Raw genomic sequence first — 26,193 nt, forward strand, 5'->3', positions numbered from 1 at the left:
AATGGACCCTATAGATATGAAACTATCCAATATTGCGAGTAGGAAAAATCGGATCCTATTGCGTGAGCTTGTTGTAACTGACTTCAAGTTACGCTATCAGGGATCGGTACTTGGGTATGCATGGAGTGTGCTAAAGCCACTATTTCTTTTCGTGATTCTTTACATTGTATTCGAGAAGTTTCTTCGCCTTGGTAGAGATATCGAACACTTTCCAGTATACCTTTTGTTGGGTGTGGTTTTGTGGGGATTCTTCACAGAGGCGACTATTCAGGGTTTGCAATCTATCGTGTCGAGGGGCGACCTTATACGGAAGATTAATTTTCCAAAGTATATCATTGTGATATCGGGCACGGTTTCAGCGCTCATAAACCTCGCTATCAATATGATAGTGGTCTTTATATTCAGTTTACTGAATGGCGTAGTGATTACTTTTGACGCACTGCTCGTATTTCCGCTACTAATAGAGCTTTATGTTTTCTCCCTCGGAATAGCCTTCTTTTTAGCAGCGATAAACACAAAATATCGCGATGTCGGTTATCTATGGGAGATATTTCTACAGGCGGCATTCTATGCAACACCCGTGCTATATCCTTTACAGATGGTTATTAAAGAGGCGCCGGCAGCAGCGGGTTGGATTATGCTAAACCCTGTCGCGCAAGTTATCCAAGATGTCCGACATGTGCTTGTGACAAATCAAGCAGTAACGCTTTATCAAGTTGTGGCCGACTGGCGTATCGCGATTCCCTTCATCCTAATTGGCGGCGTAGTCATGATGGCCTCATACTACTTCAGGTCTACTCAAAAGTATTTTGCGGAGATGATCTAGATGCAAACAAAGCAGGCTGCACTAGAGGTTCAGAATCTTAAGAAGTCTTTTAAGATTCCCCTAGAAGCAACTAGTGGATTAAAGCAGAAATTGATAAATACCATGAGAGGACGTAAGGGCTATCGGGTTTTTACGCCACTGGATGGAATATCTTTTGAGATTGAGAAAGGCGACTTTTTCGGCATAGTTGGGCGAAACGGGTCTGGTAAAAGTACGCTACTAAAGACGATAGCGGGCATTTATACACCGAATGAGGGAAGTGTAAGTATCACAGGGAGCCTGATCCCGTTTATTGAACTAGGGGTTGGTTTCAACCCGGAGTTAACCGGCAGGGAAAACGTATTCCTAAATGGGGCGCTCCTCGGCTTTAGTCGCAGCGACATGCTAGATATGTATGACGACATTGTTGAATTTGCTGAACTGCACGATTTTATGGATGAGAGGCTAAAGAACTATTCAAGCGGTATGCAAGTTCGACTTGCGTTCTCTATAGCTATTAAGGCTGAGGCGGACATATTGTTACTCGATGAGGTATTGGCTGTTGGTGATGCGGCATTTCAAAGGAAGTGCTACGACTACTTCATGTCACTGAAGGGAAAAAAGCAGACAGTAGTACTGGTTACCCACGATATGAATGCGGTTAGGAGATACTGCGATAAGGCAATTATGCTTGAGAAGGGTAAGATAGTAAAAATAGGCAATGTTGATGATGTTGCGCAAGAATATCAAAAATTATTCATGCAAGCCGACGAATCAACTGTTGAGCAATCGAAAGATATATGGGGAGAGGGAGGTCTGAGGCTGTATAATGCCGAGGTAAAGGTGGGTACAGAACGAGTTACGATCAAAACCACATATATGGCAAACAAGAACCTACCGCCGCCCGTGTATGGCATTACTTTGTATAATAATGCTGGAACAAACGTTCTTGAAGCAAATACGTTAAAGGAAAATATAAAGACCAAGCCAATACAAAAGGGTGATAAAGTGAGTTTAGAGTGGGAATTTCAGAATATCTTATCAGATGGTAGCTATAATATTAGTGTTGCCTGCTGTGATCTATCTGTTACACGCTACTACCAGTGGGTAAATAAAGCGGTCTCATTTAGCGTAAAGAAACACGAAATAACAGGCGGGGTGGTGGACCCGCAGATATCAGTTGTAATGAATGAGGTGATAACATAATGCCAAAAAGCAACAACACACTAGTAAACGATTATGAGCGCATGGTGCCAGAGTTCCATAAAGACAAGCTGATATATGCGGAACACGTCACTCGCTATATTGCCGCAAAGCAAGTTGTATCGGGTAAAACAGTACTCGATATCGCAAGTGGCTCCGGGTATGGTACTCAAATGCTGGCTGAAACCGCCAAGTTCGTGTACGGTGTTGATATCAATAAAAATGCGATAGGCTATGCACAGGAGTATTTTAGCGGTAAGAATATTGAATACCGCCTAGGTGATGGTGAGAGTATTCCTCTGGATGACGACAGTGTGGATATTGTAGTGACGTTTGAGACGATTGAGCATATAAAAAACTATAGGAAGTTTCTCGACGAGGTTCGTCGGATACTTAAGCCTGACGGCTTATTGCTGATATCTACACCGAATGATGTTGAATTTGCCGAGGGTAACCACTTTCATCTACATGAATTTAAATATGATGAGCTAGTGAAGCTCCTCAAGCAATACTACAAAAACATTGATTCATACTTCCAATCGACATGGAAATATGTTGCCGTTGGTTCCGAGCATGACCTTGGCAGTGACACTGCGACGAAGGTGCTTAATCTTACTAAGAAAACGCGAGATCAGCACCTCTACTTCTACCTACTTTGTAGTAATCGTGAAATTACGGAGACTGTCGAATATATCGCCGCGGTAGGTGAGCACTATAGTGATAGAGAGCTGCAGACCAAAGATTATAAACAGTGGAAGCAAAAAAAGAAGCTTGAAGAAGAGAATAGCGAACTGAAGTTGCTTGTTGCCGACAAGAGTCGACACGTAGAAGAGTTAAAAAATGTTAATAAGGAAAAGGACAGAAGAATAGCCGAGATTACTGGGTCGAGGGGCTACCGGTTGCTCAATAAGGTTCGTACAGTCAAGCATCGCGTCACAAAATCTCCACACAGTCCACGCTAGATTGCGATTCTTCCTTCAAGCCTTCCATTTGTAATGTAATGCAGATAGTATGGCTTTAGATTGTTGCCAAATGCAGCCTGAAGATCGGGATAGCGCGCCCTATAGATAAAAACATTGAAAGTAAGACTTGCCACCCTTCCCTCACTCATCCCGTAATTAACAAAATGGCTTAGAGAGCCGCTATCATTGAGCGTTGTGCCAAAAGCCGCCATCAGATCGGCATTATAGTGTGAGTATGTGTCGAAGGAGTAGACGGGTGAATAATCGATACCCGTTAGCTTTGTTATACCACCGAGCGTATCGTTATTACCACTACGACCCTCTCGCCTGCAATTCGTAATGTAATGTAGGTAGTATGCGCGGATATTTGCTCCAAATGCCAGCCGTAGATCGTAGTAGCTAGCGCGGTATTTTGTGACATTAAATGCACTGTTTGCTTGTCTACCCTCGATGATACCCTGTCCAACAAAATGCTTTATCGCTCCCACATCGTTATCTGCATATGCTTGAGCCAGATCTGGGTAAAGAGAGAGGTATGATGCGAAGTCATATACCGATGAATAGTCAACGCCACCATACTTCGTTACGGGTGTCATCTGCACGTTGCCTGTAGTAATCCGTCCCTCATTCTTACCGAATAGACTGAAATGAACATAGTACGCAGGCAAGTTTGATTCATAAATAAGACGCAGGTCAGCATTGGCATTACGGTAACTATTTATATTGAAGTTTGCTGACCCTATTCGTCCTTCGCGCATGCCGTAAGTAATAAAATGCTGAAAGGCATAAGCGGCGTTACCGCCCGTTGCCTGCATAACATCAGGATTATTTTCTAAGTAGAAGGTTGCGTCGAAGACTGGTGAATAATCGACACCATTATGCATTGCTCCTATTGTTGTGCCAAACCAGTTAGTAAAATATAGCCAAAAGTTTCGATTACCATAGGCACTACAGTAGTCACCCGTTCCATACCCAGCATTTAACGCTGCCGCATTTGGTTGATACGGTGTGTAGTCGTATAGCGCAGCAGTTGACCAGTTCTGAATGTTGACCGTGGAGCCACCGCAGGCTGCATTGGGATTCCACTGAATATAGTTAGCACCCTTTATATATGGTGAGTACCAGCTAGGGCTCTGGTCGATAACCGACCTAAAAAGTCTAGCAGCCCAGGTCACTTGATTTGTAAAACCGCGGTATGAAGAGTCGCATACGCCAGGCGTGCTATCTGGACAGCCATATCCAGTGGCGGATCTATACTGCCAATCTAGCGGCCAGGTGTCGGTGATGAGACCAGACTCCTTCTGTAATAGAACGAGGAATACCTGTGGATTGATTTGGTACTGCTGAGACACATCGTATAATATTTGCGCGCTTGACTTGCTGTTTTCAGAAAAATTTTTCAAACATATATACGGTGGTGATTGCCAGCCTCGCGATGATGCATACTGTGCGTGTGTTAGGTCTGGCCTCCCAAAGTCTGAAGCGGGGAGGGTGCCATCCGTATCACAGATAGGAACTTTGCTGTTAAGAAAATCTTGGATTTGGGTGACGTTCATAGTGGAGCTATTGGTAAATATAACATCGTCGATTATTCTGCCCGGATCGAACGCGATAGCATTTGCCTGTCCCGATACGGATGCCGAAGCTAGTGTCGCGAAGACCAAGGCGGCCAACATTTTTCTCATCACAGTGTAGCCTCAGCTGTTGCCGAGCCGTAAGCACCGGCGCTTTTGACACTAATAGTGATGGTCCACTTACCCGAGGATAGTTCAGATAGTGGCACGTTAAAGCCCTTACAAGTAGAGGTTGATGACATTGCCTGGATTCCTGTCGAACCACGGTATGTTTTCCCGTCTGGGCCATTCATATTTAATACGCAGGTTCCTTCTGTCGCTATAATACCGATTGTAGTACGGATTAGTACCGTATCGCCCGGCTGAATAGCCGTTATGACAACGGGGATACTACCATCATTTGAGTCACCAGGAGTCGAGGTGCTCTTGTTCACAACTTCCTCCTTTGCCAAACTGCCCGTGCTTTGTTGGCTATTACTCGGAGAGTCAAGGGCTGTATTATTGGTCTCGGACGTCTCTCGCTGTTGATTGAATGGTAGGAGCTTGGCTGAATAGGCGTAAGTAGCCAGGGTGCACCCAACCAAAACAATCAAAACAAAGACCACTGTTTGTCTTCTGTGTGGGAATTCTCTCTTTTTTAGCTGTATCATGTTGGTTTATCGGATTTTAGTACTAGTAGTATTTAACCATAATCCACATGAAAAATGCAATATCGCAGCACATGTCTTGGATTACTTACAAGTATAGCCTAGACTTGTACGCCAAAACTGTCACTATTTAGACTGGCCCTGATAGATCACTAGCCCAAAACTATGTTAAAATATAAGGTGTTATGCACGAAAAAATTGTAAAGCTTAAAAACCGGATTGTTCCCATTATTGATCATGTACCATATGCACGAAAACTTACCTATCCAACATACCAATTGACAAAACAGCTATACAAGCGGGTGACTGGTAGGCCAAGGCATCTCATTGAGAACAATGCTACTGACGATACGACCGTACCACAGCACTATCTCAACGTAAATCTTGCAGAGAGAGCGGCTGAGCACCAAGCGAGAGTTAATAATCGAAAAATACTTTATTATGAAGCCGAGGCAGAAGGCTCGTATACACCAGCCAAGGGCGACCCTAGGCTAATTGCGGTGTATCTGCCCCAATTTCATAAGATACCGTTGAATGAGATCTCGTGGGGCAAGGGCTTCACTGAATGGACCAACGTTGCTTCTGCAGCCGCAGGCTTCGTTGGGCAACAACAGCCGATACTACCAGCGGATCTGGGGTTCTATGACCTTGATCGACCGGCAAAGATTAAAGAACAGATAGATCTTGCTAAGAAATATGGTATTCATGGCTTCATGTTTTACTACTACTGGTTCAGCGGAGAAAAGATACTGAACAATCCAATAGATACCTTTCTAGAAAATAAAGATTGGGATTTTAATTTAATGATCTGTTGGGCTAACGAGAACTGGACAAAACGCTGGGACGGTATGGACAACGAAATCATCATAGGTCAAAAATATAATGACGATGATCCGCTGAAGTTCATTCAAGACGTCGCTCCGATACTGAGCGACCCAAGATACATCACTATTGATGGTGAAAGGCCAATCCTGGCAGTGTACAGGCCGTCTACCATCTCGAACATTGATGAATATGCAAAGATTTGGAGAGATTACTTCAGAGATAAATTTAACAAGGAGCTCTTCCTTATCGTCGGCAATAATCACACCGACGGTGATCCACGTGAATACGGATTTGATGCGCTATACGATTTTTCTCCGGGCTCTGTAATATGGGGCGGGGCAGCATCGGAGTATGCAAATGTTAAAGAAGTCAACTATGAACCATTAAAACTCGATCCAAATTTCTACGGTTCACTGGTTGACTACCGGGATATCGCGCTTGATGACAGACTGGACGCTATAGATAGATACTCATTTCCAACATTCCAGGCAGTTTTACCTCATTGGGATAACCATGCGAGAAAGAAGGGTAGGCATACCCACGCACTTATTAATTCGACGCCGGAGGTATATGCTACGTGGCTTGATCGGGTTTTAAGCAAGATGGTGAAGAAACAAAAAGCACCACTCGTGTTTCTTAACGCATGGAACGAATGGGCAGAGGGGGCGATGCTTGAGCCAACTCTTCATCTGGGACACGCGAACCTATTAAGGACAGCCGAGGTGTTATCGAAGTATAGTGGCAATAGGGCTAATCGTATAACTTTTCCAGAGATGGGACTACAAAGGAAAGATTCTGTAAGAATCGCGGTTGTTTTACATCTCTTTTATCCGGAACTTTGGGAAACACTTACAAGTGACCTACGATATATTTCCGAGGAGTTTGATATTTTTGTTACCGTCCCCGAGAAACATAAAAACATCAGGCTCGAATACAATGATCACAAAGTGACAGTTATTACTGTTCCAAACTGGGGAAGAGATGTCCTGCCGTTTCTCCATGTTCTGAGAAAAGTACGAGCAGCCGGCTACGAGTTCATACTCAAGCTACATAGTAAAAAATCAAAACAAATACCGCGCACCAGCGCCTCCTATTGGCTAAATACGACAATAGCGGCACTACTGCCGGGTAGCCAAGGCGTTGACAACATACTTAAGAAAATGAGTAAATCAAGAATTAAGATTATTGGGGTCAAGGAGTTCGCGGTGAGGATGTCACTAGGGGGCGAGCCCACTCTTAAAAAGCGACTACAACAGTATTATCCGAAAGAAGCAGCAAAAAAAATTAGCAAAGATATTGATCAGTACATGTTCAGTGCAGGATCTATGTTCTGGGCGCGCGTAGATGCATTTGATGACATACTTAGCCGGCACATCGTCGCCGATGATTTTGAGCTTGAGTACGGGCAGGTATGGCAGACCAGGGCGCACTTCCTTGAAAGAGACATTTGGGTAAATATTGCATTCCACTTCGGCAAAGATGCTGTTGCATTCGCATCGGTCGATGGTAAGTTGCGTGCCGCACCATACCTTCTAAAAGAGGCGAGGGGTGACCTGGAGTTTCCGCAAGTTCTGCGCGAGCTAAGCATCAACAGTGGGCCTGCCGTAGCAGCGAAAATTGAGAGTCGCGTGTCCATTATTATTACAAACTATAACTATGGCAAGCACATAGGAAGCGCAATAAAGAGTGCGCTTCGACAGACACATAAGAAAATAGATATTCTCATCGTCGATGACGGCTCAACAGACGGTATCTCAGAAAAAGTAATTGCTAGATATGAGAGTAGATATCCCTCAAGGGTGACCGCCCACCTATTACCCCACCAGGGTGTTGTGGCAACTAGGAACTATGGTCTCAACAATGCTAGCGGCGACTACATCATTTTTCTGGATGCTGACGATATCTTACCAAAAGACTATGTAAAAAATATGCTCGAGGAAGCAACCTATGGGAATTTTGATGTTGTCTATGCAGATATGCACAACTTCGGAGCGAACTACAAAATACAGTTCATGCCAGAATTTAACAAAGCACAGATGTTGAAGAGCAATATTGTTAACATGTCGGCTATGGTCCGAAGAAGTGTGATCGGAGATCAGCGCTTCGATGAATATTTGAGTGAAAGAAAGTTCGAAGACTGGGATTTCTTCCTTGGGTTGCTATTGTCAGGTGCCACATTCAGTAAAGCGCATACTACAAATCTAAAATATCGCGTCCACCAAGGACAAAGAAACCATAATCTCAATAGGGACAAAAAGTTTTGGGACGAGGCGGCCAAGACAACCGATTATATACGGCAAAAATACCGAAAACTCTATCCGCACGAAAATATACCCGGATAAGCAATAGTGAAGAAAACCTACAGATATATGTCATCCTCCGTGTTGGTTCTTGCATCGACTATTTCACTATGGTTCTTCATAGCAAACATTCAACAGCTGCAGCCGGCGTCATATGTGTTCGTTTTATGCATCTTGTACGCTATATACCTGCTACTTAAAAATAGCACTAACGTAACGTATTTAATAAAAGTGAGTGTAAAAAAGTTGACAACACGGAAGCATTTTGGGATTGTTTTAGTGGCGCTAACTGTAATTGCCGGACTGCTATCAAGGCTCTACTTCTACTTTAAGTTTTCTTATAATCCTATTTCCGATCCAATGACGTTCTATGACACGGCAAGAGCTATTGCTGCTGGCCAGAGCGTACATGGTGATGGGTATGTCGCACAGTTTCCATACCTTGCAGCTTACAATAACCTTCTCGGCGTGGCCATGAAGATCATTCCAGACCCATGGCTCGCGACGATACTTCTAAACACCCTATTTGATGTGCTGGCAGCGGGTATTATATATATCCTACTTAGAAAAATCTTAAGATCCGGATCTAATATACCTTTAATCATTTTTATAATATGGATACTAAATCCAGCAAACGTACTGTATTCTTTACTATCCATACCTGTGATAGTCGTTAATTTCTTGATTGTAGCGGCGATATTAGTCGCACATAACTTATTGCGATATGCGCTAGAGTCGAATACAAAATGCACACTGCTGTACTCTGTGCTTTTTGGGTTATTAATTGGGTACGGTAACAGCTTTAGACCCATATTTGTTGTTGCAATAGTCGCTGTCGCATTGGTATATGTCATGAGCTTTATGCGAAGGGGTGGATCTGTCAGATTACTTAAGCTACCTACCGTGAGCTTACTAATAGTGTTGGCGATATTCTTAGGCGCTCAGAAAATTAACACGAATATTGTCTCTAACCAGATCGGTATACAGGTTGCAGAGAATCCCAGCGGTGTCAGTCTATATGTCGGTTCAAGCTGGGAGACTACCGGCCAGTGGAAGCCATACATGAATAGTGAAATGATTGAGATTTGCAAAGAAAGCTTTGCTAATCTCAAGTATGAAGAGTGTCACGCAAAGCTAAGACAGGTGGCTGTCGAGCGATATAAAAATTTGGGAGTGATAAACCTTGGCTTTCTATTTATTAGCAAGCTATACCACCAAGCGGAGCTGCAAAACTATATCTATAACGCGTATCAATCTATTGACGGTTACGAAAAATCTACGACAGCTAAACTCATGAATTTTCTCTTGGTGATGTATGTCACTGTGCTTTTTCTGCTTAGTACAGCCTCGCTATATTGGCTCTCTCGGTGCACACCACACGATTTCGCAACGCACTCAACGGTGATATTCTTGGCACTTACATTGATTGGCTGGTTTCTATCCTTTATGGTAATGGAATCGGCGCCCCGGTACTCGACTATCCTGTACCCAATATTTATGGTGTTTTTAGCAATTGCACTAGATAACAGTAGCAGGCTAAAATGGATCAATAGATAGTCCTATCACTAAAATGCAACAGTAATCGGAGAATTCATATGAAGACAGTAGAGTATGCCACTATGGCAGAACGTGAGCAGACATATTGGTGGCACCTTGGCCGACTACAGATCATCAGTTCCTATATGTCTAAGGTCGTAAAAGATAAATCAATCCGCAAGATTGTCAATGTCGGCTGTGGGACTGGCGGTACCGTCGATATGCTTGAAAGCTTTGGTGTTGTAGACAATGTTGATATCTCAGATGAGGCAATACGCTTTATGAAAAATCGTGGGTACACTAGACTTACTAAGGTCGACAGTACCAAACTCCCATTTAAAAGCAAGTCTTATGACATTGTCGGAGCCTTTGACGTTCTTGAGCATATTGACGACCATGACAGGGCTCTTGGGGAGTGGGCTCGTATACTGAAAGATGATGGCGCAATAGTCCTCACCGTACCTGCATATCAATGGTTATGGACCGACCACGATGTTTCCTTACATCACAAGCGCCGGTATACCATAAAGAGTCTATGTGATGTTGCAACACAGGCAGGTTTAACCTGCGAAAGTAAGTCGTATGCTATTGTATTCTCATTGCCACTCGTGGTGGGCTTTCGCTTTCTTAATAAAGCCCTAGGACGTAAGGGAGACTCTGAAACATCATATGTTCCGTTGCCAAAGTGGGTTAATGCACTGTTCACCAACCTCCTGTATGTGGAAGCAAAAATACACAGAGTGATGGCGCTTCCGTTTGGGACATCGATTATTGTTATATTAAGAAAATCAACAATGTAATAAACATTAGCTCAAATGGCTAATGTATCAGTTTACCATACCCAGATTTCATCAAACCCAACGCCTGTTCGTACAATTGTTCTTCCGTAATAAAGCCTTGTTCGAAAGCTACTTTTTCGGGGCTGCCGATGATTTGGCCGGTACGGCGCTGGATGACGCGTACATAGTCGGCGGCGTCGGTGAGACTGTCGATGGTGCCGGTGTCGAGCCAGACGTCGCCGGCTGCTAGGGAGACGACTTTTAGCTTCCCACGCTTCAAATACTCCTCATTGATTGAGGTAATCTCAAGTTCGCCCCGTTCGCTCGGCTGGATGTTTTTCGCAATTTCTACGACATCGTTGTCGTAGAAATAAAGCCCTACGACTGCATAGTTTGACTTCGGATTCGCCGGTTTTTCTTCGATAGACACAGCATTTCGGCTCTCGTCGAACTCCACCACGCCATAGCGCTCTGGGTCACTGACTTCATAGGCAAACACAATGCCGCCTTCGGGATTAGTACACTGTTTAAGTGAAGCATCAAGCTCGTTGCCATGAAAAATATTGTCTCCGAGCACAAGTGCGACTTTATCGTCACCGATGAACTTTTCGCCGATGATGAATGCCTGCGCGAGCCCATCAGGACTGGGCTGTACCTCGTATTGCAAGTTGATGCCCCACTGGGAACCATCACCCAGCAAGCGCTGGAAGCCAGCCTGATCTTCGGGCGTCGTGATGATGAGCGTGTCGCGAATGCCCGCTTGCATGAGCGTCGTGAGGGGGTAGTAAATCATCGGTTTGTCATAGACGGGCATTAGCTGTTTGCTGATAGCCTTTGTAATTGGCCAAAGCCGCGTGCCTGATCCACCGGCGAGTATAATTCCTTTCACTGCTGTTTCCTCCTCAAATCCAATAGGATAACTGTGTGGTTCATATTCATTTTTCCCACCCCGAACTGTTTCGGGTCGTCTCATGGTTCCTCGCTTTATCTGTTACTAGTATATCATCTCATTCATGTGCCTAGTCGTCGTATAATTGAACGTATGGAATATTGCACGCATTGTAGCGGAAAGCTGACAAAGCATTCAGAGACATCATATGAATGTGGCGCTTGCAGCCACAGACACTACCGCAACCCAGTTGCAACGGTTGGGATTGCACTCCACAAAGGTGGCGGCGTGATTGTTTGTAGCCGGCGTAAATACGAGCCTTTCAAGGGGCGACTAGACTGTATAGGCGGATTTGTGGACTATGGTGAAAACAACGAACAAGCGCTTGAACGAGAGCTAAAAGAAGAGGTTAGTGTCGGATTAAATGACTTAAGTAGGATCCGCTACCTTAATAGTGTTCATGCAATCTATCCGTGGATGGGTAAGGAAGTGTCACTTGTTTGCGCGTTATTTATCGCGGACATAAAACCAGGTGTGAAGTTGGTGGCGGGAGATGATGTAGCAGCACTCGAGGAGTTTGATTTACATCAGACTCTTCGCAAAGAAGACTTCGAAGACGACTGGATGTATGTTCTATTGAGTGCGGCTAAAGCGTATCTAAATATTTCTTAAGCTCGTCACGCCAATCTGTAGGGATAAAGCCGGTTGCTTGGATTTTCGTAAGGTCGAGCTCGCTATGGGCTGGCCGAGGGGAGCTGAGTTTACCAGCAAAATACTCCTCGGCAGTCGTGTTACCTACCGTCAAATCGTCACGTCCAAGCAATGTGTATATTTCGCGAGCGATATCTGCCCAGTTAACCACACCGCCGCTATTGCTGAGGTTGTAGGTGCCATAGGGAGCCTGCGTGTCGACGAGGTGTTTGATACCGGCAGCAAGTGTAGGGGTAAACGTGAGCCTGCCAAATTGATCGGCAACGACATTGGGGCTGATATTGCGTTCGGCGAGACCAGCGATCGAGCGGACGAAGTTGTTGCCTTTACCAACCACCCAACTTGTACGCACAATGTAATGGCGCGGGGCAGTAGCTGCGGCTACATCACCGGCGGCTTTGGACTGCGCGTACACACCGAGCGGGCTAAATGGTTCGTCTTCACGGTGAGGGCTGACGGTACCATCGAACACATATTCCGATGAAACATGAACTAACGTAATGCCATATTCGGTGGCGATACGGGCAAGGTTGCCAACCGCGCGTGCGTTGACTGCCCAGGCGTCGCGGCGGCCTTCGGGTGTTTCGGCGGCATCGACAGCTGTGTAGGCAGCAGCATTCAATATTTGCCCGTAATCACGCCAGCGTCGCGCTGATCGTAGAGCTGCTTCATCAGAGATATCAAGCATGTCTCGGTCGACACAGTCAGCTTCTGGGTAGAGCGCGCGAAGCGCTCGACCAAGCTGCCCATTCGCACCGGTGACCATTACCTTCTTTGGCTTGAGCGGTGTGACTGATTTGAGTAGTGGGTGAGCTTTGTCTTTGTCGGACATCTCGGCTTTGTCAAGAGCTATCGGCCACGTAATGCCAAGCTCGGGATCAGCAAGATTGACGAATGCGTAGTCGGCATCGGGCGACCAATGGTCGTTAACGAGGTACATATACACCGTATTGTCTTTAAGCGCCTGGAAGCCATTAGCAACACCACGGGGAACAAAAATAGCTCGCGACGGGTCCATCTCGAGCGTATATACTTTGCCATAAGTAGCGCTACCTTCGCGTAGGTCGCACCAGGCGCCAAAGATTTTGCCATGACCGATGGAGACAAACTTATCCCATGGTTCGGCATGGAGACCCCGGGTGACACCTGCCTCAGCATTGAAGCTTACATTGTTTTGCACCGGTCCGAAATCGAGTAGCCCGCACCTGAGCATCTTTTCGCGCTGCCAGTTCTCTTTGAACCAGCCTCGACTGTCACCGTGGACAGGTAGGTCGTACCACACCAGCCCATCGATAGATGTTTTGTGGGCTTCGAGGTTCTTACTGAACTCGAGAGTTTGCGATTGTTTTTCTACCATAATTTATTGTCCCTGCTTCGCGTAATTCGCCTCAGTTGCTGCTTTGTCGGCGGTCCACCAGTCGCGATTGTTAGTATACCACCGAATAGTAGCGAGCAGGCCTTTGCGCATCCCACTCGTGTCGGTGTATTGTGGTCGCCAACCAAGTTCCTGACGCAGCTTGCTGGAGTCCATAGCATAGCGCATATCGTGGCCCGGCCTGTCATTAACGTGCTCGTACCAATCAGACGGTTTGTCCATGAGCTCGCAAATCATTTCGATAACCGCTTTGTTGTTAAGGTGGTCGTTGTCGGCACCAATAATGTAGGTTTCACCCAGACGGCCTTTGTCGAGTATCAGATGAACGGCGGAGTTGTGGTCATCGACATGAATCCAATCGCGGACCTGCTCGCCAGTACCATAGAGTTTTGGTTTGATGTCAGATAAGATGTTGGTAATCTGACGCGGGATGAACTTTTCGATATGTTGATAGGGGCCATAGTTATTGCTGCAGTTACTGATAGTGGCCTTGACACCGAAGCTCCGTATCCAGGCGCGTACCAGGTGGTCGCTGCTGGCTTTGCTGGCAGAGTAGGGGCTAGAAGGGTCGTAGGCGGTCTGCTCGTTGAACTTATTTGGGTCATCGAGTTCGAGATCACCAAATACTTCATCAGTACTTACGTGGTGGAGGCGCTTGTCGTGTGCGCGCACGGCCTCGAGAATGGTGTAGGTTCCAATAATGTTACTTTGAATGAACGGCCACGGGTCGCGGAGGCTGTTATCGTTGTGACTTTCAGCGGCAAAGTGAACGACTACGTCGGTATCGCGAACGAGCCGGTCCATCAGTTCTTTATCGCATATGTCACCAGTAATGAACTGTATCTTGTCGAGCACAGTCTCTAGGTTGGCGCTGTTGCCGGCGTAGGTGAGCTTGTCTACTACTGACACCTCGTACTCAGGATGATGGGCAAGGGTATAGCGCACGAAGTTTGCTCCAATGAACCCCGCTCCACCCGTAACAAGTAGTTTAGTCATAGAGTATATTATATGACCAACCCTCTCGCTACGTCTATTGTAGAAAGCGACAGAATCAACAAATGTAAATAGCACAACAGAGTATAATAGAAAAAGCTAAACAAATAGGAGGAATATGAAAGTAGTTATTGTGAGTGGGTATTTCAACCCACTTCATGGTGGACACATCGACATGATTGAGGCTGCGGCAGCGCTTGGGGATTGGCTGATTGTTATCGTGAACAACGACACGCAGCAGTTGCTGAAAAAGGTAAGATTATCCTTGATGAGAAAAATCGCCTTCGACTGATGCGTGCGATCAAAGGTGTGGACCAGGTAGTGTTGTCGATCGACCAAGACCCGCCCGTCATCAATACGCTCGAGATGATCGCCAAGCAACATCCGGGTGATGAACTACTGTTTGCCAATGGCGGTGATCGTTCAAGCGGCAAGGTTGTTCCCGAGACGGAAATTTGTGAAAAATACAACATAAAAATGGTATTTGATGCCGGCGGCGATTCAAAGAGTGATTCATCGACACGTATCAATCAAGCAACTGGTCACGAACAAGAATAAATAGTTGTAATTTATACATTTTGTCAAAAATTAATATTTTCACGCTATGATAAAAGCATAGGCGCACTCTTTTGCGCCACATAGCGAAAGGAAAACTCAAACTATGTGCGGAATCGTTGGCTATATTGGCAGTAAAAAGGCTCAACCAATACTACTGGCTGGGCTCAAGCGCCTTGGAATATCGTGGCTACGACAGTGCCGGCGTGGTGACACTAGACAGCAAAGGCAGGGCTACGCTACTGCGTGCCAAGGGCAAAGTGGCAGAGCTGGACGCAAAAGTAGCGGAACACAAGACTCAGTGACATGGTGGGCATCGGTCACACACGCTGGGCAACTCACGGCGCACCGAGTAAACGCAATGCCCATCCGCATGCTGCGGGCGATCTACACCTGGTGCACAATGGCATTATCGAAAATTATCTTGAACTGAAAAGCACGTTGCAAAAACGCGGGTATGATTTCAAAAGCGATACCGACACCGAAGTGCTTGTTGCATTGATTGATTCGCTGTATCAAAAAAACCAGAATTTGCTCGAAGCGGTGAGCGGGGCGCTGCAACTGGTGGTAGGTGCCTATGGTATTGCCGTAGTGAGTGATAAAAACCCTGACGAAATTGTGGTGGCGCGTAAAGGCAGCCCACTCATAGTAGGCCTCGGCGAAGGCGAAGTATTTGTGGCAAGTGACGCCAGTGCCCTCGTAGGATATACCGACAAAGTACTGTATTTGCACGACGGCGAGATTGGTGTGTGCACACGCGAGGGTGTGCAGCTCTATGACACTGAGGCGCATGCAGTGCCTGCTGAGGTTGAAAAGCTCGAACTCGATCTAGAAGCAATTCAGAAAAAAGGCTTTGCCCACTTCTTGCTGAAAGAGATATTTGAGCAGCCAGAGAGTTTGCGGGCTACGCTCAGTGGGCGTGTCGATGCCGATACCTTGCGTGCCAAACTTGGCGGCATCAATATGACCGACGCCGAACTACGTGCAGTGAAGCATGTCATGGTGATTGGTTGTGGCACTGCCTACTATGCCGGGCTGATGGCCGGTTACTTTATTGAACAATTTACTACTGATGTTGTGATGAGCTCGCATGTTGCGAGCGAGCTACGGTATCGATCGTTTGCCGTACCAGATAACACGATTGCATTGATTGTCAGCCAAAGTGGCGAAACGGCTGACACCCTTGCCTGTTTGCAAGAACTGAAGCGTCGCGGCGTACGCTGTCTTGGTGTGGTAAATGTTGTGGGTAGCACGATTGCGCGCGAAGTTGATGGTGGCGTGTATGTACATGTTGGTGCCGAGATAAGTGTAGCGAGTACCAAAGCGTTTACGTCGCAAGTTGTCGCGATGACGATCTTTGGGCTTATGCTGGCGCAGGCTAAGGGCACGAGTTTGCAACAGCTCAGCGATTATATAAACGAGCTTGCACTACTACCAAGCGAAATCGAAAAGACACTTGAAAAGCAGCAAGCGACCGTGAAGAAACTCGCGAAAAAATACGCTCACTACGATCATGCGCTCTATGTGGGGCGCGACACACTCTATCCGATTGCGCTCGAAGGCGCGTTGAAGCTAAAAGAAGTCAGCTATATTCACGCTGAGGGTTACGCTGCGGGCGAACTGAAACATGGACCGATCGCACTGATCGACGACAGATTCTTTGAAGTTTGCTACTTGCAGGATAACTGGCTGTACGAGAAGACTCAAAGTAACCTGATAGAAATGAACGCTCGCGGTGCGCATGCTATTGTCATTACCGATACCGACAAGCGTGTGTCTGCAGAAGTGGTGGTACGAGTGTCGACCAAACTTAAACTACTTACACCCCTAGTATTCAACGTAGTGTCTCAGCTTTTTGCCTATCATATGGCCGCACAACGTGGTAATGATGTCGACCAGCCCCGCAACCTAGCGAAAAGCGTGACAGTAGAGTAAGTCTGGCACTATTGCTAACGCTTTTTCACTGAACTACACTTAAACTAGGAGTGTAGAACCATGAATAAAGATTTGGAAGAAAGTATCGATAGCGCAGTTGATGCGATTGATGAGAAGGAAGTTGCAGAAGAGGAAACGCCAGACGCCGACACTTCGCCTAAAGCAGATGACGATGCGAAGCCAGTCGATGGTGCCTTAAAGTTTGGCGATAAGTCAACGCGCCGTTTGCGCAAAAAACGACTTATCGTAGCTGGCGTAGTAGTAGCGGCGGTTATAGCATTGTTCTCGGTTGTGCCGTTTCTGCGCTATGGTGTAGCAGGTATGGTGGTAAGCAAGCAGGTGGTACTAACCGTGCTCGACACGGCAACGCAAAAACCAGTCAGCGACGCCATGGTATCGCTTGGGCGGTTTGACGGCGTGAGTGATGGCAAGGGTAAAGTGGTTATTAACGGTGTACCGGTGGGAGAATATACACTGGTGATTGAGAAGAAAAACTATGAGACGCTAAAAAGCAGCCACATAGTTCCCATATTCATGCTGGCAAAAAATACTTCCCTCAGCATGAAAGCTACCGGGCGAACTGTTACGATGACAGTGACGAATAGTCTGACTGGCAAGCCGATTGCAGGGGCGAGAGTGGATATAGAAGGCTCGACGGCCGCTAGCGATGACAAGGGTGTAGCGAGCGTAGTGCTACCAGTGCGTAGCGATGAACAGCAGGGTACAGTGAAGGCGGATGGTTACAACGATCAGGCCCTGACAATAAGTATGAAGACGAATGACGACCAAAAGGCGGAAGTTAAACTGACGCCCGCAGGCAAGGTGTATTTCCTTAGCAAGCGCACTGGCATGATAAATGTCATGAGTGCCAACCTAGATGGCAGTGGCCAAGCAGTAGTGGTACAGGGTACCGGCAAAGAACTCGACAACGAAACTTCCCTGTTACCATCGCCCGACTGGAATACGCTTGTACTTATCACTCGCCGTGACAATGAGCGCAGCAAGCTATACGCTGTTTCGACGGCTAGTCCTGAGCCGAAATTGGTAGAAAGCGGCGATGTGTCGTACGAACCAATTGGCTGGGTTGGCGGTAAGTTTTTCTACAAAACCCGCAGCAATGCCGGTACCATATATAGCAACGAATATATACAGCTCGTGAGCTACGATAGTGCAACTGGTAGTCGACAAGTTGTCGACAAAACAGTGGGTATTGGTACAAATTGGAATGACTATTCGGCACAACAAATGACAGCAGGCTACATAATAAATGGTCGGGTGGTATACATGAAGTTTTGGCAGTACGGTACTGCAGCTTCCCCAAAGAATCGCCCATTTGAAGTTATGAGTATTAACCCAGTCGGCAATGTAAAATCGGTTGTGAAAACGATTGCTGCTGAGGGTGAGTTTTATGGTGACGCACTCATGAGGCGCCCTAATTCCCTCATGCTACGCCAAGGTGCAAGTGACAATCAGGCGACCTATTATGAGTATAGCGACGGCAAGGTAGTGTCGATCAAAATGGAAACCGCCGACTTTTATGCCGCCCAGCCAACCTACTTTATGTCGCCGAGTGGCGAAAAGGCGTTTTGGCAGGAATCAAGGGACGGCCGGAATGTGCTGTTTGTGGCTGGCAAAAATCTAACCGGTGGCAACCAAGTGAGTACCGGTGACTATGCAGCCTACGGATGGGTGAGCGACGACTATGTGCTCTACAGCAAAAACCGCAGTGAACTCTATATTGCTCCGGCGGGCACAGCATTTGCTGGCGAACATAAAATAACTGATTACCACAAGGCGATGGCATACCCAGGGTACGGCTGGGGTGCGGGCGGCGCAAACTAGCGGGGCAGTTGGTCGGCTACAACTTTTCGTAATTTCGTAATAAAGAGCGATTTGTCGAAGCGGCGGGCGGTACGGTTAAGCTTGCTTGGGAAAAACTGTAATCGCTCAGCACGAGTAATGGCAGCGATAACCGCGTCAACTGACTGTTCGCGAAATAGGACACCGGTTTCGCCGTCGGTCACAATGTCCAGTGTACCGGCTTTGCCGAGTGCAATAACTGGCGCACCAGCAGCCAGGGCTTCAACTTGCACAATGCCGAAATCTTCTTCGGCTGCATAAATAAATCCTTTGGCGGTATTGAGCGTGGTATCGACTGCCGTGTCAGAAGCATCGCCGAAACGGTCGGTGCAAAATGTTATGCCAGGACCCGCTATCGCTACCAGTTTTTCGTGCGCGGGGCCATTACCAAAGACATACAGTGGTACCCCGAGTTTTGTACAAGCCGCGACCACAAGGTCGTAGCGTTTGTAGGGCAGTTGGCGACCAATTGTCACGTAGTGGCTGCCACGTTCACGTGCTGGCGCAAAGCGTTTGGTATCGACAGGCGGGTGAATGACAGTGCTTTTGCGGCCATAGTAGCGCTGAATACGCTCAGCGGTTTCAGATGAATTGGCAATATAAACATCGACTTTTTGCGCCGCTTCAAGGTCAAGCTTGCGTTGGCGCGGTACCACCAGCGGCATCAGGGTACGAATGACTGGGTTTAATTTGCCAAAGCCCGGGTCGCGGCGGTACTCATCGTAGTGGCTCCAGTAGTAGCGCGGCGGCGTGTGACAATAGGCGATGACTACTTGGTCGGGGCGTGACTTTGTAACCTGGTGTCCGTGCAGGTATGTACTGGTGACGATGATGTCATATTCCGATAGGTCGAGCCTTCGCATAGCGCCGACAGCCATGGTGGGAAATAATTTGTGATAGCTGCGGAGTCTTTTTGGTAGTTTTTGTAGGCTTGATGTACGAACATCGAGTTTGGCAAATGCCGGTACTTTATTGGGGTTATAGAGCGCAGTGTAGATTGGCGCATCCGGAAACGCTTCGTGCATCGCCAGCACAACATTTTCCGCACCACCCATGACGGTCAGGAAATCGCAGACGATAGCAATGCGGGGTGTCTTCATCATAATGTAATTATACAACCATGTGTCACTTATGCTTGTGTTCGACTAATGTAAGAAGTATGATACGTCCAACTATGAGGCGTAAATATGTACGGTATATTACGGTTGTCGTCTTTGTTTGTTTTTGTACGACGACACAAGTTTATGCTGGTAGTACCGCTCCGGACTGGATAAGTGGTCAGCTATATATTACCTCTACGCAACCTAACCAGACCAAGGGCTGCTTTAATGGAACAGAAAAACAAACTGTTAAGTTAGTACGCAAAGACGCTACTACCGACAATAAATATGTCGAGCTTGTTGAGTGCGTTTTGCACGGTAAAGGCTTTGATCTGCTGTACGGTGTAACCTACGTCGGCAACACAGGGATTGTTGGTATATATGCTATTAAACTTGAAGGTGATGACGTATTCCGCTACCTACGGCTACAACAGTATTCGTATAGGATCGCAGAAGGGACCGATAAGCTTTTCGTGTACGACTCATCGTATGGTCAGATGCATGTTCTGCGTGGCGTGGCGTCGGCCCTCGTGGTATCTGTAAGTTCGTCGGGTGGCGAAGTCATCGAATATACTCCTAACACCCGGATGGATAACGGGCATCACTATTGGATTAGTGGTGCAAGCGAAATTACGATAGATCCGAGCGGTACTTACCTAGTATATGCCCATTACTATGATGATACTTTGGCCAAGATCAACACGGTCGATGACACTCAGCAATTTATTCAATTAAATCCAAGGAAACTGGGCACAACACCATATGTTAAAGCCGTTTCCTCGGATGGTCGTTTCGTATATATAAACGGTATTGAGCGCATTATTGATACAGACAGCTGTGTTACGCCAGACGAGGTGTTTTTCTCTGTATGTAAGGAGAGGGATATCGGGACGCCCCTTATGGGTTATATGGGGGATAATTTTGCGGCGGGTGATGCCATATTTTTCGATGACAACTTCTCACTTAGGTTCATCGGCATCCCTCGTGACTATACACATGTGACGCAGGAAATTACGGTGTCGCTTAGGGTTGATATCAGCAAACTAACCTACCTTGCGCTTGGGGATTCATACACGAGCGGAGAGGGGGATTTAGAGAAAGATGCAAACGGTATAACCCATTATTTGCCGCTTACTGACATCGGCTCTGACACGTGTCACATCAGTTCACGGTCATATCCATTTTTACTACGCGACGCATGGGGAGTTGAGCCGAAAAATATGCACTCGGTGGCATGCTCGGGTTCATGGTTGATAAAAGATTATATGGCTGATCCACAGACATACCTCGGGCAGGGTGATCGGTTGAGCACACACGAGGACGATTTAGATACAGTCCGGCAGACAGCACTTGAAAAGTACATTCCTGGGAGAGTTCCGCAGATTGAGTTCGTGAAAAAATACAAACCGGACATCGTCACTTTTACTGGGGGTGGTAACGATGTCGGTTTTGTCGATATACTTACGTATTGTGCTTCAAGCGTGGAGTCCTGCGGCTATGTCAAGGGGGGATATGGCTCGATGCACGACGACCTCATGGCTTCAATTGACGATCAATATGGGTACACTAAGTTGTTTATCAATAAATTGAAAACTGCATCACCAGGTTCGCAGGTATATGCGATTGGGTATCCAAAGTTTGTTTATGAAGATGCGATTTGTGGCTTAAATGGTGCGCTGCTTGATAAGAAAGAACGCCAATTGATTAATGAAGCCGTTGATCGACTTAATGCAGTAATTGCAAGAGCAGCGAAAGACACGGTTACACCATACCTCGACATAACCACAGCGCTCTCAGGCGGAAGAATATGTGAAGGGTCGGCCTATGTGACAGATTTCTTAAGTGGCTTTCTGGCATCTCAGCGTTTGACGGATCCAAATATGTTTCACCCAAACGCAGCCGGTCATGCAAAAATGGCTGAATCGATTATTGAGGCAAAAAATAGAGTTGAACAAGGCGTGGGTACAATTGTCCCCACGGTGCCAAGTGTGGAGCGAACATACAAACTATATCGCCAAGACATAACTGCTCGAGACCTGGTCGCTGGCAGCACGACAATTATTTCAACACCAGACGGTATGTTTGCACCAAATTCTGGAGTTTCGATCGGTGGCCAGTCAGAACCAGTATCTATTGCCGATGTAATGGCAGATGCTAACGGAGCGATACATTGGGTGGGTATGCTACCAAGAGCACTAGCGGGTGGTGTGCATTTACTGACTGCGACAGGCTATGGTACCGATGGTACGCCGATTCAGCTTCAACAGTTTGTGACCGTATTCTCGTCTGAAGCGGCCAAAACGAATGCTAATATGTGTGACGCGATACACCATTGGTATAGAGATGACGGCTATGATGTATGTTCAAATTCAGCAGAGACCGTGGTAAGCGCCCCATCGAGTTCGAAGGGTAAAGTGGCGATATCGACGAAGAATTCGACAAATCTTCCTCAACTATCAATCGAATCCTCCAGTATAGCTGCTAATAGCTTGTCAGAGAAGGAGACTACGCGCGGAGGGTCGAATGTTGCTACCACTACTATCACCACTAGTTCGAGTGATACCAGTGTGAATTTTGGAACCGTCATCGTGATCACTTTGGGTATTCTAGGTGTAGTTGGTATACTGGTAATGGTAGTAAAATTCTACGGAAGAGCAAATGGCAGATAATAAACAACATAAGAAAAGAAAACAACTTCTCATAGCGGGAGCAGTGATAATATTGGCCGTACTGCTCTATGACCTTAGCCCTTTTGGGGGCAATATTCGTTTCTACGTCAAGTGGGCACAGTGCGGTAGCCGTCCTGTAGAGACCGCGGGGCTACCAGGTATTAACTGGTATCAAGAAGCGCCAATTTACGCACCAATACGAACTCAAGTTTGGTATTGTACCCCGCTTGAGGCAGAGCAGGCTGGTTACTCCGCTAGTGCAACAACTTGGACATTTCCTCACCTCCACAAGAATTAGTTACTTCGCTCCGGTTTTGCGTAGTACCACGCCGACCGTTTTGAAAAGAATTCGCAGGTCGAGCCAGAAGCTCCAGTTTTGGGCGTAGTAGAGCTCGAGCTCTATGCGCTCGTCGAAGCTTAGTTCGCTTCGGCCCGACACTTGCCATAGGCCGGTTACGCCGCTTTTGACGCTATGTAGCAGCGCGGTGCGGGCGGGTGCAAAGTCGACTTCTTGTGGCAATATCGGCCGAGGGCCGACAAGGCTTAGATCGCCGCGAATGACATTGAAAATTTGCGGCAGTTCGTCGAGTGAGGTCTCGCGTAGAAATTTGCCCAGCTTTGTAATGCGTGGATCATCCACAACCTTGTGATTCTTTTTATACTCTGCCGCTAAGTCGGGACGACCCATGTCGATAAATTCCAGGCTCGCGTCTTTTTTGCCGTACTGCGAACCCATGGTACGGAATTTTATAAGCCGCACCGGCTTGCTAAATTGGCTCAGGCGCTTGCTCACGTAAAATACCGGTCCTGGCGCAAATAGTTTTTGCAGCAGGGCGATGATGAGTAAAATCGGGCCAATAGGTACAAGGAGTATGATCGAGACGATGAAATCAAAGATGCGTTTGACAATAGCACCCCAGCCAGTAAGTGGCGTCTGGCTAACCGTTATCATGGGGTAGCCGAGGAACACATCGACAGTGTTTTTGCCTGTGTAAAATTCTGGCTCACCCGGAATAAAGTTGTACTGAATGTGGTTTACCTGCGCAGCGCCAAGAATTTTGTGGTTGCGGTCTTCGCTATCGTACAGGTCGGTTTGAATGATGGTATCGATATGCAAGCGATTAATTTCACGAATCGCTTCTTCGACATTGCTATAGTGCCTGGCGCCAATTTCGACAGGCAGCAAACGAGCCGGGCCGGCCATCGCTACTACCTGGTAGCCAGAACGGGAAGTCGAGCTGAGGCTACGAATAATATCACGCGTAGCGGCAGAGTTGCCGATGACAAGCACGCGGTTGACACCGCGACCATAGCGGTACAGTTCGGCACGGGTGGTACGCACAAGTTCGCGCGCAAGAATGATAGTGAATATCGAGCCGGCGAGTACATACCACGTGACCAGACGAGCGGGAAAAATATGAACACTTGTAGCGTATTCCCAGCCGATAACAAGTAGCACGCCAATAAACGACCCGAGTGCAATCCGTGCCCATTCAACTAAACGGCGATTATAGACGCCCGGACTATACAGGCCTAAATTGGCGAAAATAAAAATCCACACGGGGGCAACGGCCAAGAAGCCGCGGATGTAATCCCATTTATACACTGGGTAAAGCAGATCGCGCTGGTCAAGCTGAGTACGAATATAGTAGGCTGCGAAAAATACTGCCGCCAGAATCGCGAAGTCGATGGCGATGAGTAACAGGCTGTAAAATTTGGTGTGTTTCGAGGGCATAATGTAGCTATAGTATACCATTTTTTAGTACAATACGGGGTATGACACGTAACGCGCCGACGAGGGTACTTGAGCTATCAGCCGCATGGCTGCTGCTTGTCGTACTAGCTTTCATTGTGCTGCATGCGCCGCTTAGTGTGTATGTCGGCAGCAATTGGCCGGCGCTAGAACTAGTGGTAAAAGCCTGGAAAGAACTGCTTATGAGCCTGGCTGCGGTACTACTAGCGGTGGAAGTGTCACGGCAGCATGCATGGCAGTTATTTACGCGCGACAAGCTGTTCTGGTGTGTGGTTGGCTATGCGGCACTCCATTTTGTTAGCCTACTACTGCGGCCGACCGACGCACTGGTAGCGGTTGCCGGTATTGCGATTGATCTGCGCTATATATTGTACTTTGCGCTCATCTATGCATTTTTGCGACTCTACCCAGGCTACGTACGGTCGTTTTTGAAAGTAGCGGCTATGGGGGCATGTATTGTTGTTGGTTTTGCGGCCTTGCAACTCGTACTTCCGCCCGACGCGTTGCGGGTATTTGGCTACAGCGACACGACGATCCAACCATACCTCACTGTCGACGAAAACCACGATTATATACGACACAACAGCACACTTCGTGGTCCTAACCCGCTTGGCGCCTATGCGCTGATGGTACTGGTAGCGGTGGTCGCGGCAGGTATGCACTATGGTAGGAGGCTCACTGACGCGAGGCGAAAACTACTCCATGCTGGCCTAGCAATTGGTGGTGGTATTGCGGTGTGGATTAGCTATTCGCGCAGTGCCGTGATTGGTTTGCTGATTGCGCTCGCGCTAATTGTTGGTGTGAAACGGAAAGTTCGTGCGACAAAGAAAAGCATTATGGTCGCGGTGATTGTGTTAACTGCACTTGGCGCCATGTGGTACATAGTGCAGGGCACGAGCTTTGTCCACAATGTCGTGTTGCATGACAACCCCAGCACCGGTGCGTCAGTTGATTCGAATACTGGCCATGCGGTTTCACTAGCTGATGGCCTGCAAAGCGCGCTTATCCAACCACTTGGTACGGGAGTGGGCAGCACGGGATCGGCATCGCTTTTTGGCGATGCGCATACCATAATTGAAAACCAATATCTAATGGTCGCTCACGAGACGGGCTGGGCGGGCTTAGCTTTGTTCGTTGTGATTTTTGTTAGTGTATTGCTGCGATTATGGAAGCTGCGTAGTGATTGGATGGCACTTGCAGTGTGGGCGAGCGGTATTGGACTTGCGACTATTGGCCTTTTACTGCCTGTGTGGGTAGATGATACGGTCAGTATCGTGTGGTGGGGGTTGGCGGCGGTGATACTAGCGAAGGGAGCAGCATATGGAACAACGTCCAACAAAAAAGCAGCGTGAGCTACTGAGTTTCATAGACGGATTTATAAAAGGCTACGGCTATGGGCCGAGCTACCGCGAGATTATGCGGGCACTCGACTACAAAAGCGTGTCAACAGTCGCCACGCATGTGAATGGGCTGATTGCTCGTGGTTGGTTGGTCAAAAAAGACAACTCGGCACGCACACTCGAAGTGGTTCATCCTAGTGAAAGCGCAGTGCTGAGTGTCGGCACGGTCGCTTCGACTGCCGAGCAAACGATTCTGAAGAAAATTGAGGAACTGCGTGGTACCGACAACGATGCTCACGCCAAAGACATCGCAACGCTCACTGATACCTTGCGCATCTTGGGCTACGACACCAACGGTGGCAAAACCATAGTATAATAAAAA

Annotated in this window: 18 protein-coding genes and 2 pseudogenes; 13 read left to right on the top strand and 7 right to left on the bottom strand. The window is 47.2% G+C overall.

Annotation, left to right across the window (positions count from 1 at the left end; translation table 11 throughout):
- Positions 1-16 precede the first annotated feature (16 nt).
- From IPM09_04875 to IPM09_04885, 3 genes are read left to right on the top strand one after another with little or no spacing between them, the layout of a single operon-like run.
- Positions 17-826, top strand: a complete 810-nt coding sequence (locus IPM09_04875; GenBank protein QQS21815.1) for an ABC transporter permease — start codon at positions 17-19, stop codon at positions 824-826.
- Positions 827-2,011, top strand: a complete 1,185-nt coding sequence (locus IPM09_04880) for an ABC transporter ATP-binding protein (GenBank protein ID QQS21816.1) — start codon at positions 827-829, stop codon at positions 2,009-2,011.
- Positions 2,011-2,970 (top strand): class I SAM-dependent methyltransferase, encoded by a 960-nt coding sequence (locus IPM09_04885; GenBank protein ID QQS21817.1) that lies wholly within the window; start codon positions 2,011-2,013, stop codon positions 2,968-2,970. The genes IPM09_04880 and IPM09_04885 overlap by 1 nt, the downstream gene beginning before the upstream one ends.
- Here the strand turns inward: IPM09_04885 and IPM09_04890 are convergent.
- Positions 2,967-4,655, bottom strand: a complete 1,689-nt coding sequence (locus IPM09_04890; GenBank protein ID QQS21818.1) for a hypothetical protein — start codon at positions 4,653-4,655, stop codon at positions 2,967-2,969. The genes IPM09_04885 and IPM09_04890 overlap by 4 nt on opposite strands.
- A complete protein-coding gene (locus IPM09_04895) occupies positions 4,655-4,978 on the bottom strand; it encodes a hypothetical protein (protein QQS21819.1) in 324 nt (107 codons plus the stop codon). The genes IPM09_04890 and IPM09_04895 overlap by 1 nt, the downstream gene beginning before the upstream one ends.
- Positions 4,979-5,376: 398 nt before the next feature.
- Between IPM09_04895 and IPM09_04900 the strand changes: the two genes are divergently transcribed.
- The 3 genes from IPM09_04900 to IPM09_04910 all read left to right on the top strand — a co-directional run bounded on the left by IPM09_04900 (position 5,377) and on the right by IPM09_04910 (position 10,652).
- Positions 5,377-8,358 (top strand): glycoside hydrolase family 99-like domain-containing protein, encoded by a 2,982-nt coding sequence (locus IPM09_04900; GenBank protein ID QQS21820.1) that lies wholly within the window; start codon positions 5,377-5,379, stop codon positions 8,356-8,358.
- 237 nt (positions 8,359-8,595) lie between these two features.
- Complete coding sequence (locus tag IPM09_04905) at positions 8,596-9,873, top strand: hypothetical protein (protein ID QQS21821.1); 1,278 nt, start codon at positions 8,596-8,598, stop codon at positions 9,871-9,873.
- A 38-nt stretch (positions 9,874-9,911) separates the two neighbouring features.
- Positions 9,912-10,652 carry a class I SAM-dependent methyltransferase gene (locus tag IPM09_04910; GenBank protein ID QQS21822.1) on the top strand — a complete coding sequence of 247 codons (741 nt, stop codon included), beginning with the start codon at positions 9,912-9,914 and terminating at the stop codon, positions 10,650-10,652.
- A gap of 19 nt (positions 10,653-10,671) precedes the next feature.
- On the opposite strand, the gene rfbA is transcribed toward IPM09_04910, so the two are convergent.
- A complete protein-coding gene (rfbA, locus tag IPM09_04915; protein ID QQS22476.1) occupies positions 10,672-11,520 on the bottom strand; it encodes a glucose-1-phosphate thymidylyltransferase RfbA in 849 nt (282 codons plus the stop codon).
- A 153-nt stretch (positions 11,521-11,673) separates the two neighbouring features.
- Between rfbA and IPM09_04920 the strand changes: the two genes are divergently transcribed.
- On the top strand, positions 11,674-12,192 hold the full coding sequence (locus IPM09_04920) for an NUDIX domain-containing protein (GenBank protein QQS21823.1): 519 nt from the start codon (positions 11,674-11,676) through the stop codon (positions 12,190-12,192).
- On the opposite strand, the gene IPM09_04925 is transcribed toward IPM09_04920, so the two are convergent.
- Complete coding sequence (locus IPM09_04925) at positions 12,167-13,588, bottom strand: bifunctional dTDP-4-dehydrorhamnose 3,5-epimerase family protein/NAD(P)-dependent oxidoreductase (protein QQS21824.1); 1,422 nt, start codon at positions 13,586-13,588, stop codon at positions 12,167-12,169. The two genes, IPM09_04920 and IPM09_04925, sit on opposite strands and share 26 nt — an antisense overlap.
- A 3-nt stretch (positions 13,589-13,591) precedes the next feature.
- Positions 13,592-14,602 (bottom strand): dTDP-glucose 4,6-dehydratase, encoded by a 1,011-nt coding sequence (gene rfbB / locus IPM09_04930; GenBank protein ID QQS21825.1) that lies wholly within the window; start codon positions 14,600-14,602, stop codon positions 13,592-13,594.
- A 115-nt stretch (positions 14,603-14,717) separates the two neighbouring features.
- Here rfbB and IPM09_04935 point away from each other — a divergent pair.
- From IPM09_04935 to IPM09_04945, 3 genes and pseudogenes are all read left to right on the top strand, one after another.
- Positions 14,718-15,157, top strand: a pseudogene (locus IPM09_04935) (adenylyltransferase/cytidyltransferase family protein).
- A 103-nt stretch (positions 15,158-15,260) separates the two neighbouring features.
- Positions 15,261-17,089, top strand: a pseudogene (glmS, locus tag IPM09_04940) (glutamine--fructose-6-phosphate transaminase (isomerizing)).
- A gap of 60 nt (positions 17,090-17,149) precedes the next feature.
- Entirely contained in the window at positions 17,150-18,931 is a 1,782-nt protein-coding gene (locus IPM09_04945; protein ID QQS21826.1) for a carboxypeptidase regulatory-like domain-containing protein, read from the top strand.
- On the opposite strand, the gene IPM09_04950 is transcribed toward IPM09_04945, so the two are convergent.
- The gene (locus IPM09_04950; GenBank protein QQS21827.1) at positions 18,928-20,052 is read right to left on the bottom strand and encodes a glycosyltransferase; all 1,125 of its coding nucleotides are present in this window, start codon (positions 20,050-20,052) and stop codon (positions 18,928-18,930) included. The genes IPM09_04945 and IPM09_04950 overlap by 4 nt on opposite strands.
- A 71-nt stretch (positions 20,053-20,123) precedes the next feature.
- Between IPM09_04950 and IPM09_04955 the strand changes: the two genes are divergently transcribed.
- Positions 20,124-22,718, top strand: coding sequence for an SGNH/GDSL hydrolase family protein (locus tag IPM09_04955; GenBank protein QQS21828.1), 2,595 nt, complete (start codon positions 20,124-20,126; stop codon positions 22,716-22,718).
- A 298-nt stretch (positions 22,719-23,016) separates the two neighbouring features.
- Here IPM09_04955 and IPM09_04960 read toward each other — a convergent pair whose 3' ends face one another.
- Positions 23,017-24,453: a sugar transferase gene (locus tag IPM09_04960; GenBank protein ID QQS21829.1), complete on the bottom strand. Its 1,437-nt coding sequence runs from the start codon at positions 24,451-24,453 to the stop codon at positions 23,017-23,019.
- 41 nt (positions 24,454-24,494) lie between these two features.
- Between IPM09_04960 and IPM09_04965 the strand changes: the two genes are divergently transcribed.
- Together IPM09_04965 and IPM09_04970 are read left to right on the top strand one after the other, a co-directional pair.
- On the top strand, positions 24,495-25,823 hold the full coding sequence (locus tag IPM09_04965; protein QQS21830.1) for an O-antigen ligase family protein: 1,329 nt from the start codon (positions 24,495-24,497) through the stop codon (positions 25,821-25,823).
- Positions 25,792-26,187, top strand: coding sequence for a hypothetical protein (locus IPM09_04970; GenBank protein QQS21831.1), 396 nt, complete (start codon positions 25,792-25,794; stop codon positions 26,185-26,187). The genes IPM09_04965 and IPM09_04970 overlap by 32 nt, the downstream gene beginning before the upstream one ends.
- The last annotated feature ends 6 nt before the right edge of the window (positions 26,188-26,193 follow it).

The organism is Candidatus Saccharibacteria bacterium (assembly GCA_016700015.1).
In the GTDB taxonomy this organism is placed as follows: Bacteria; Patescibacteriota; Saccharimonadia; order Saccharimonadales; family Saccharimonadaceae; genus Saccharimonas.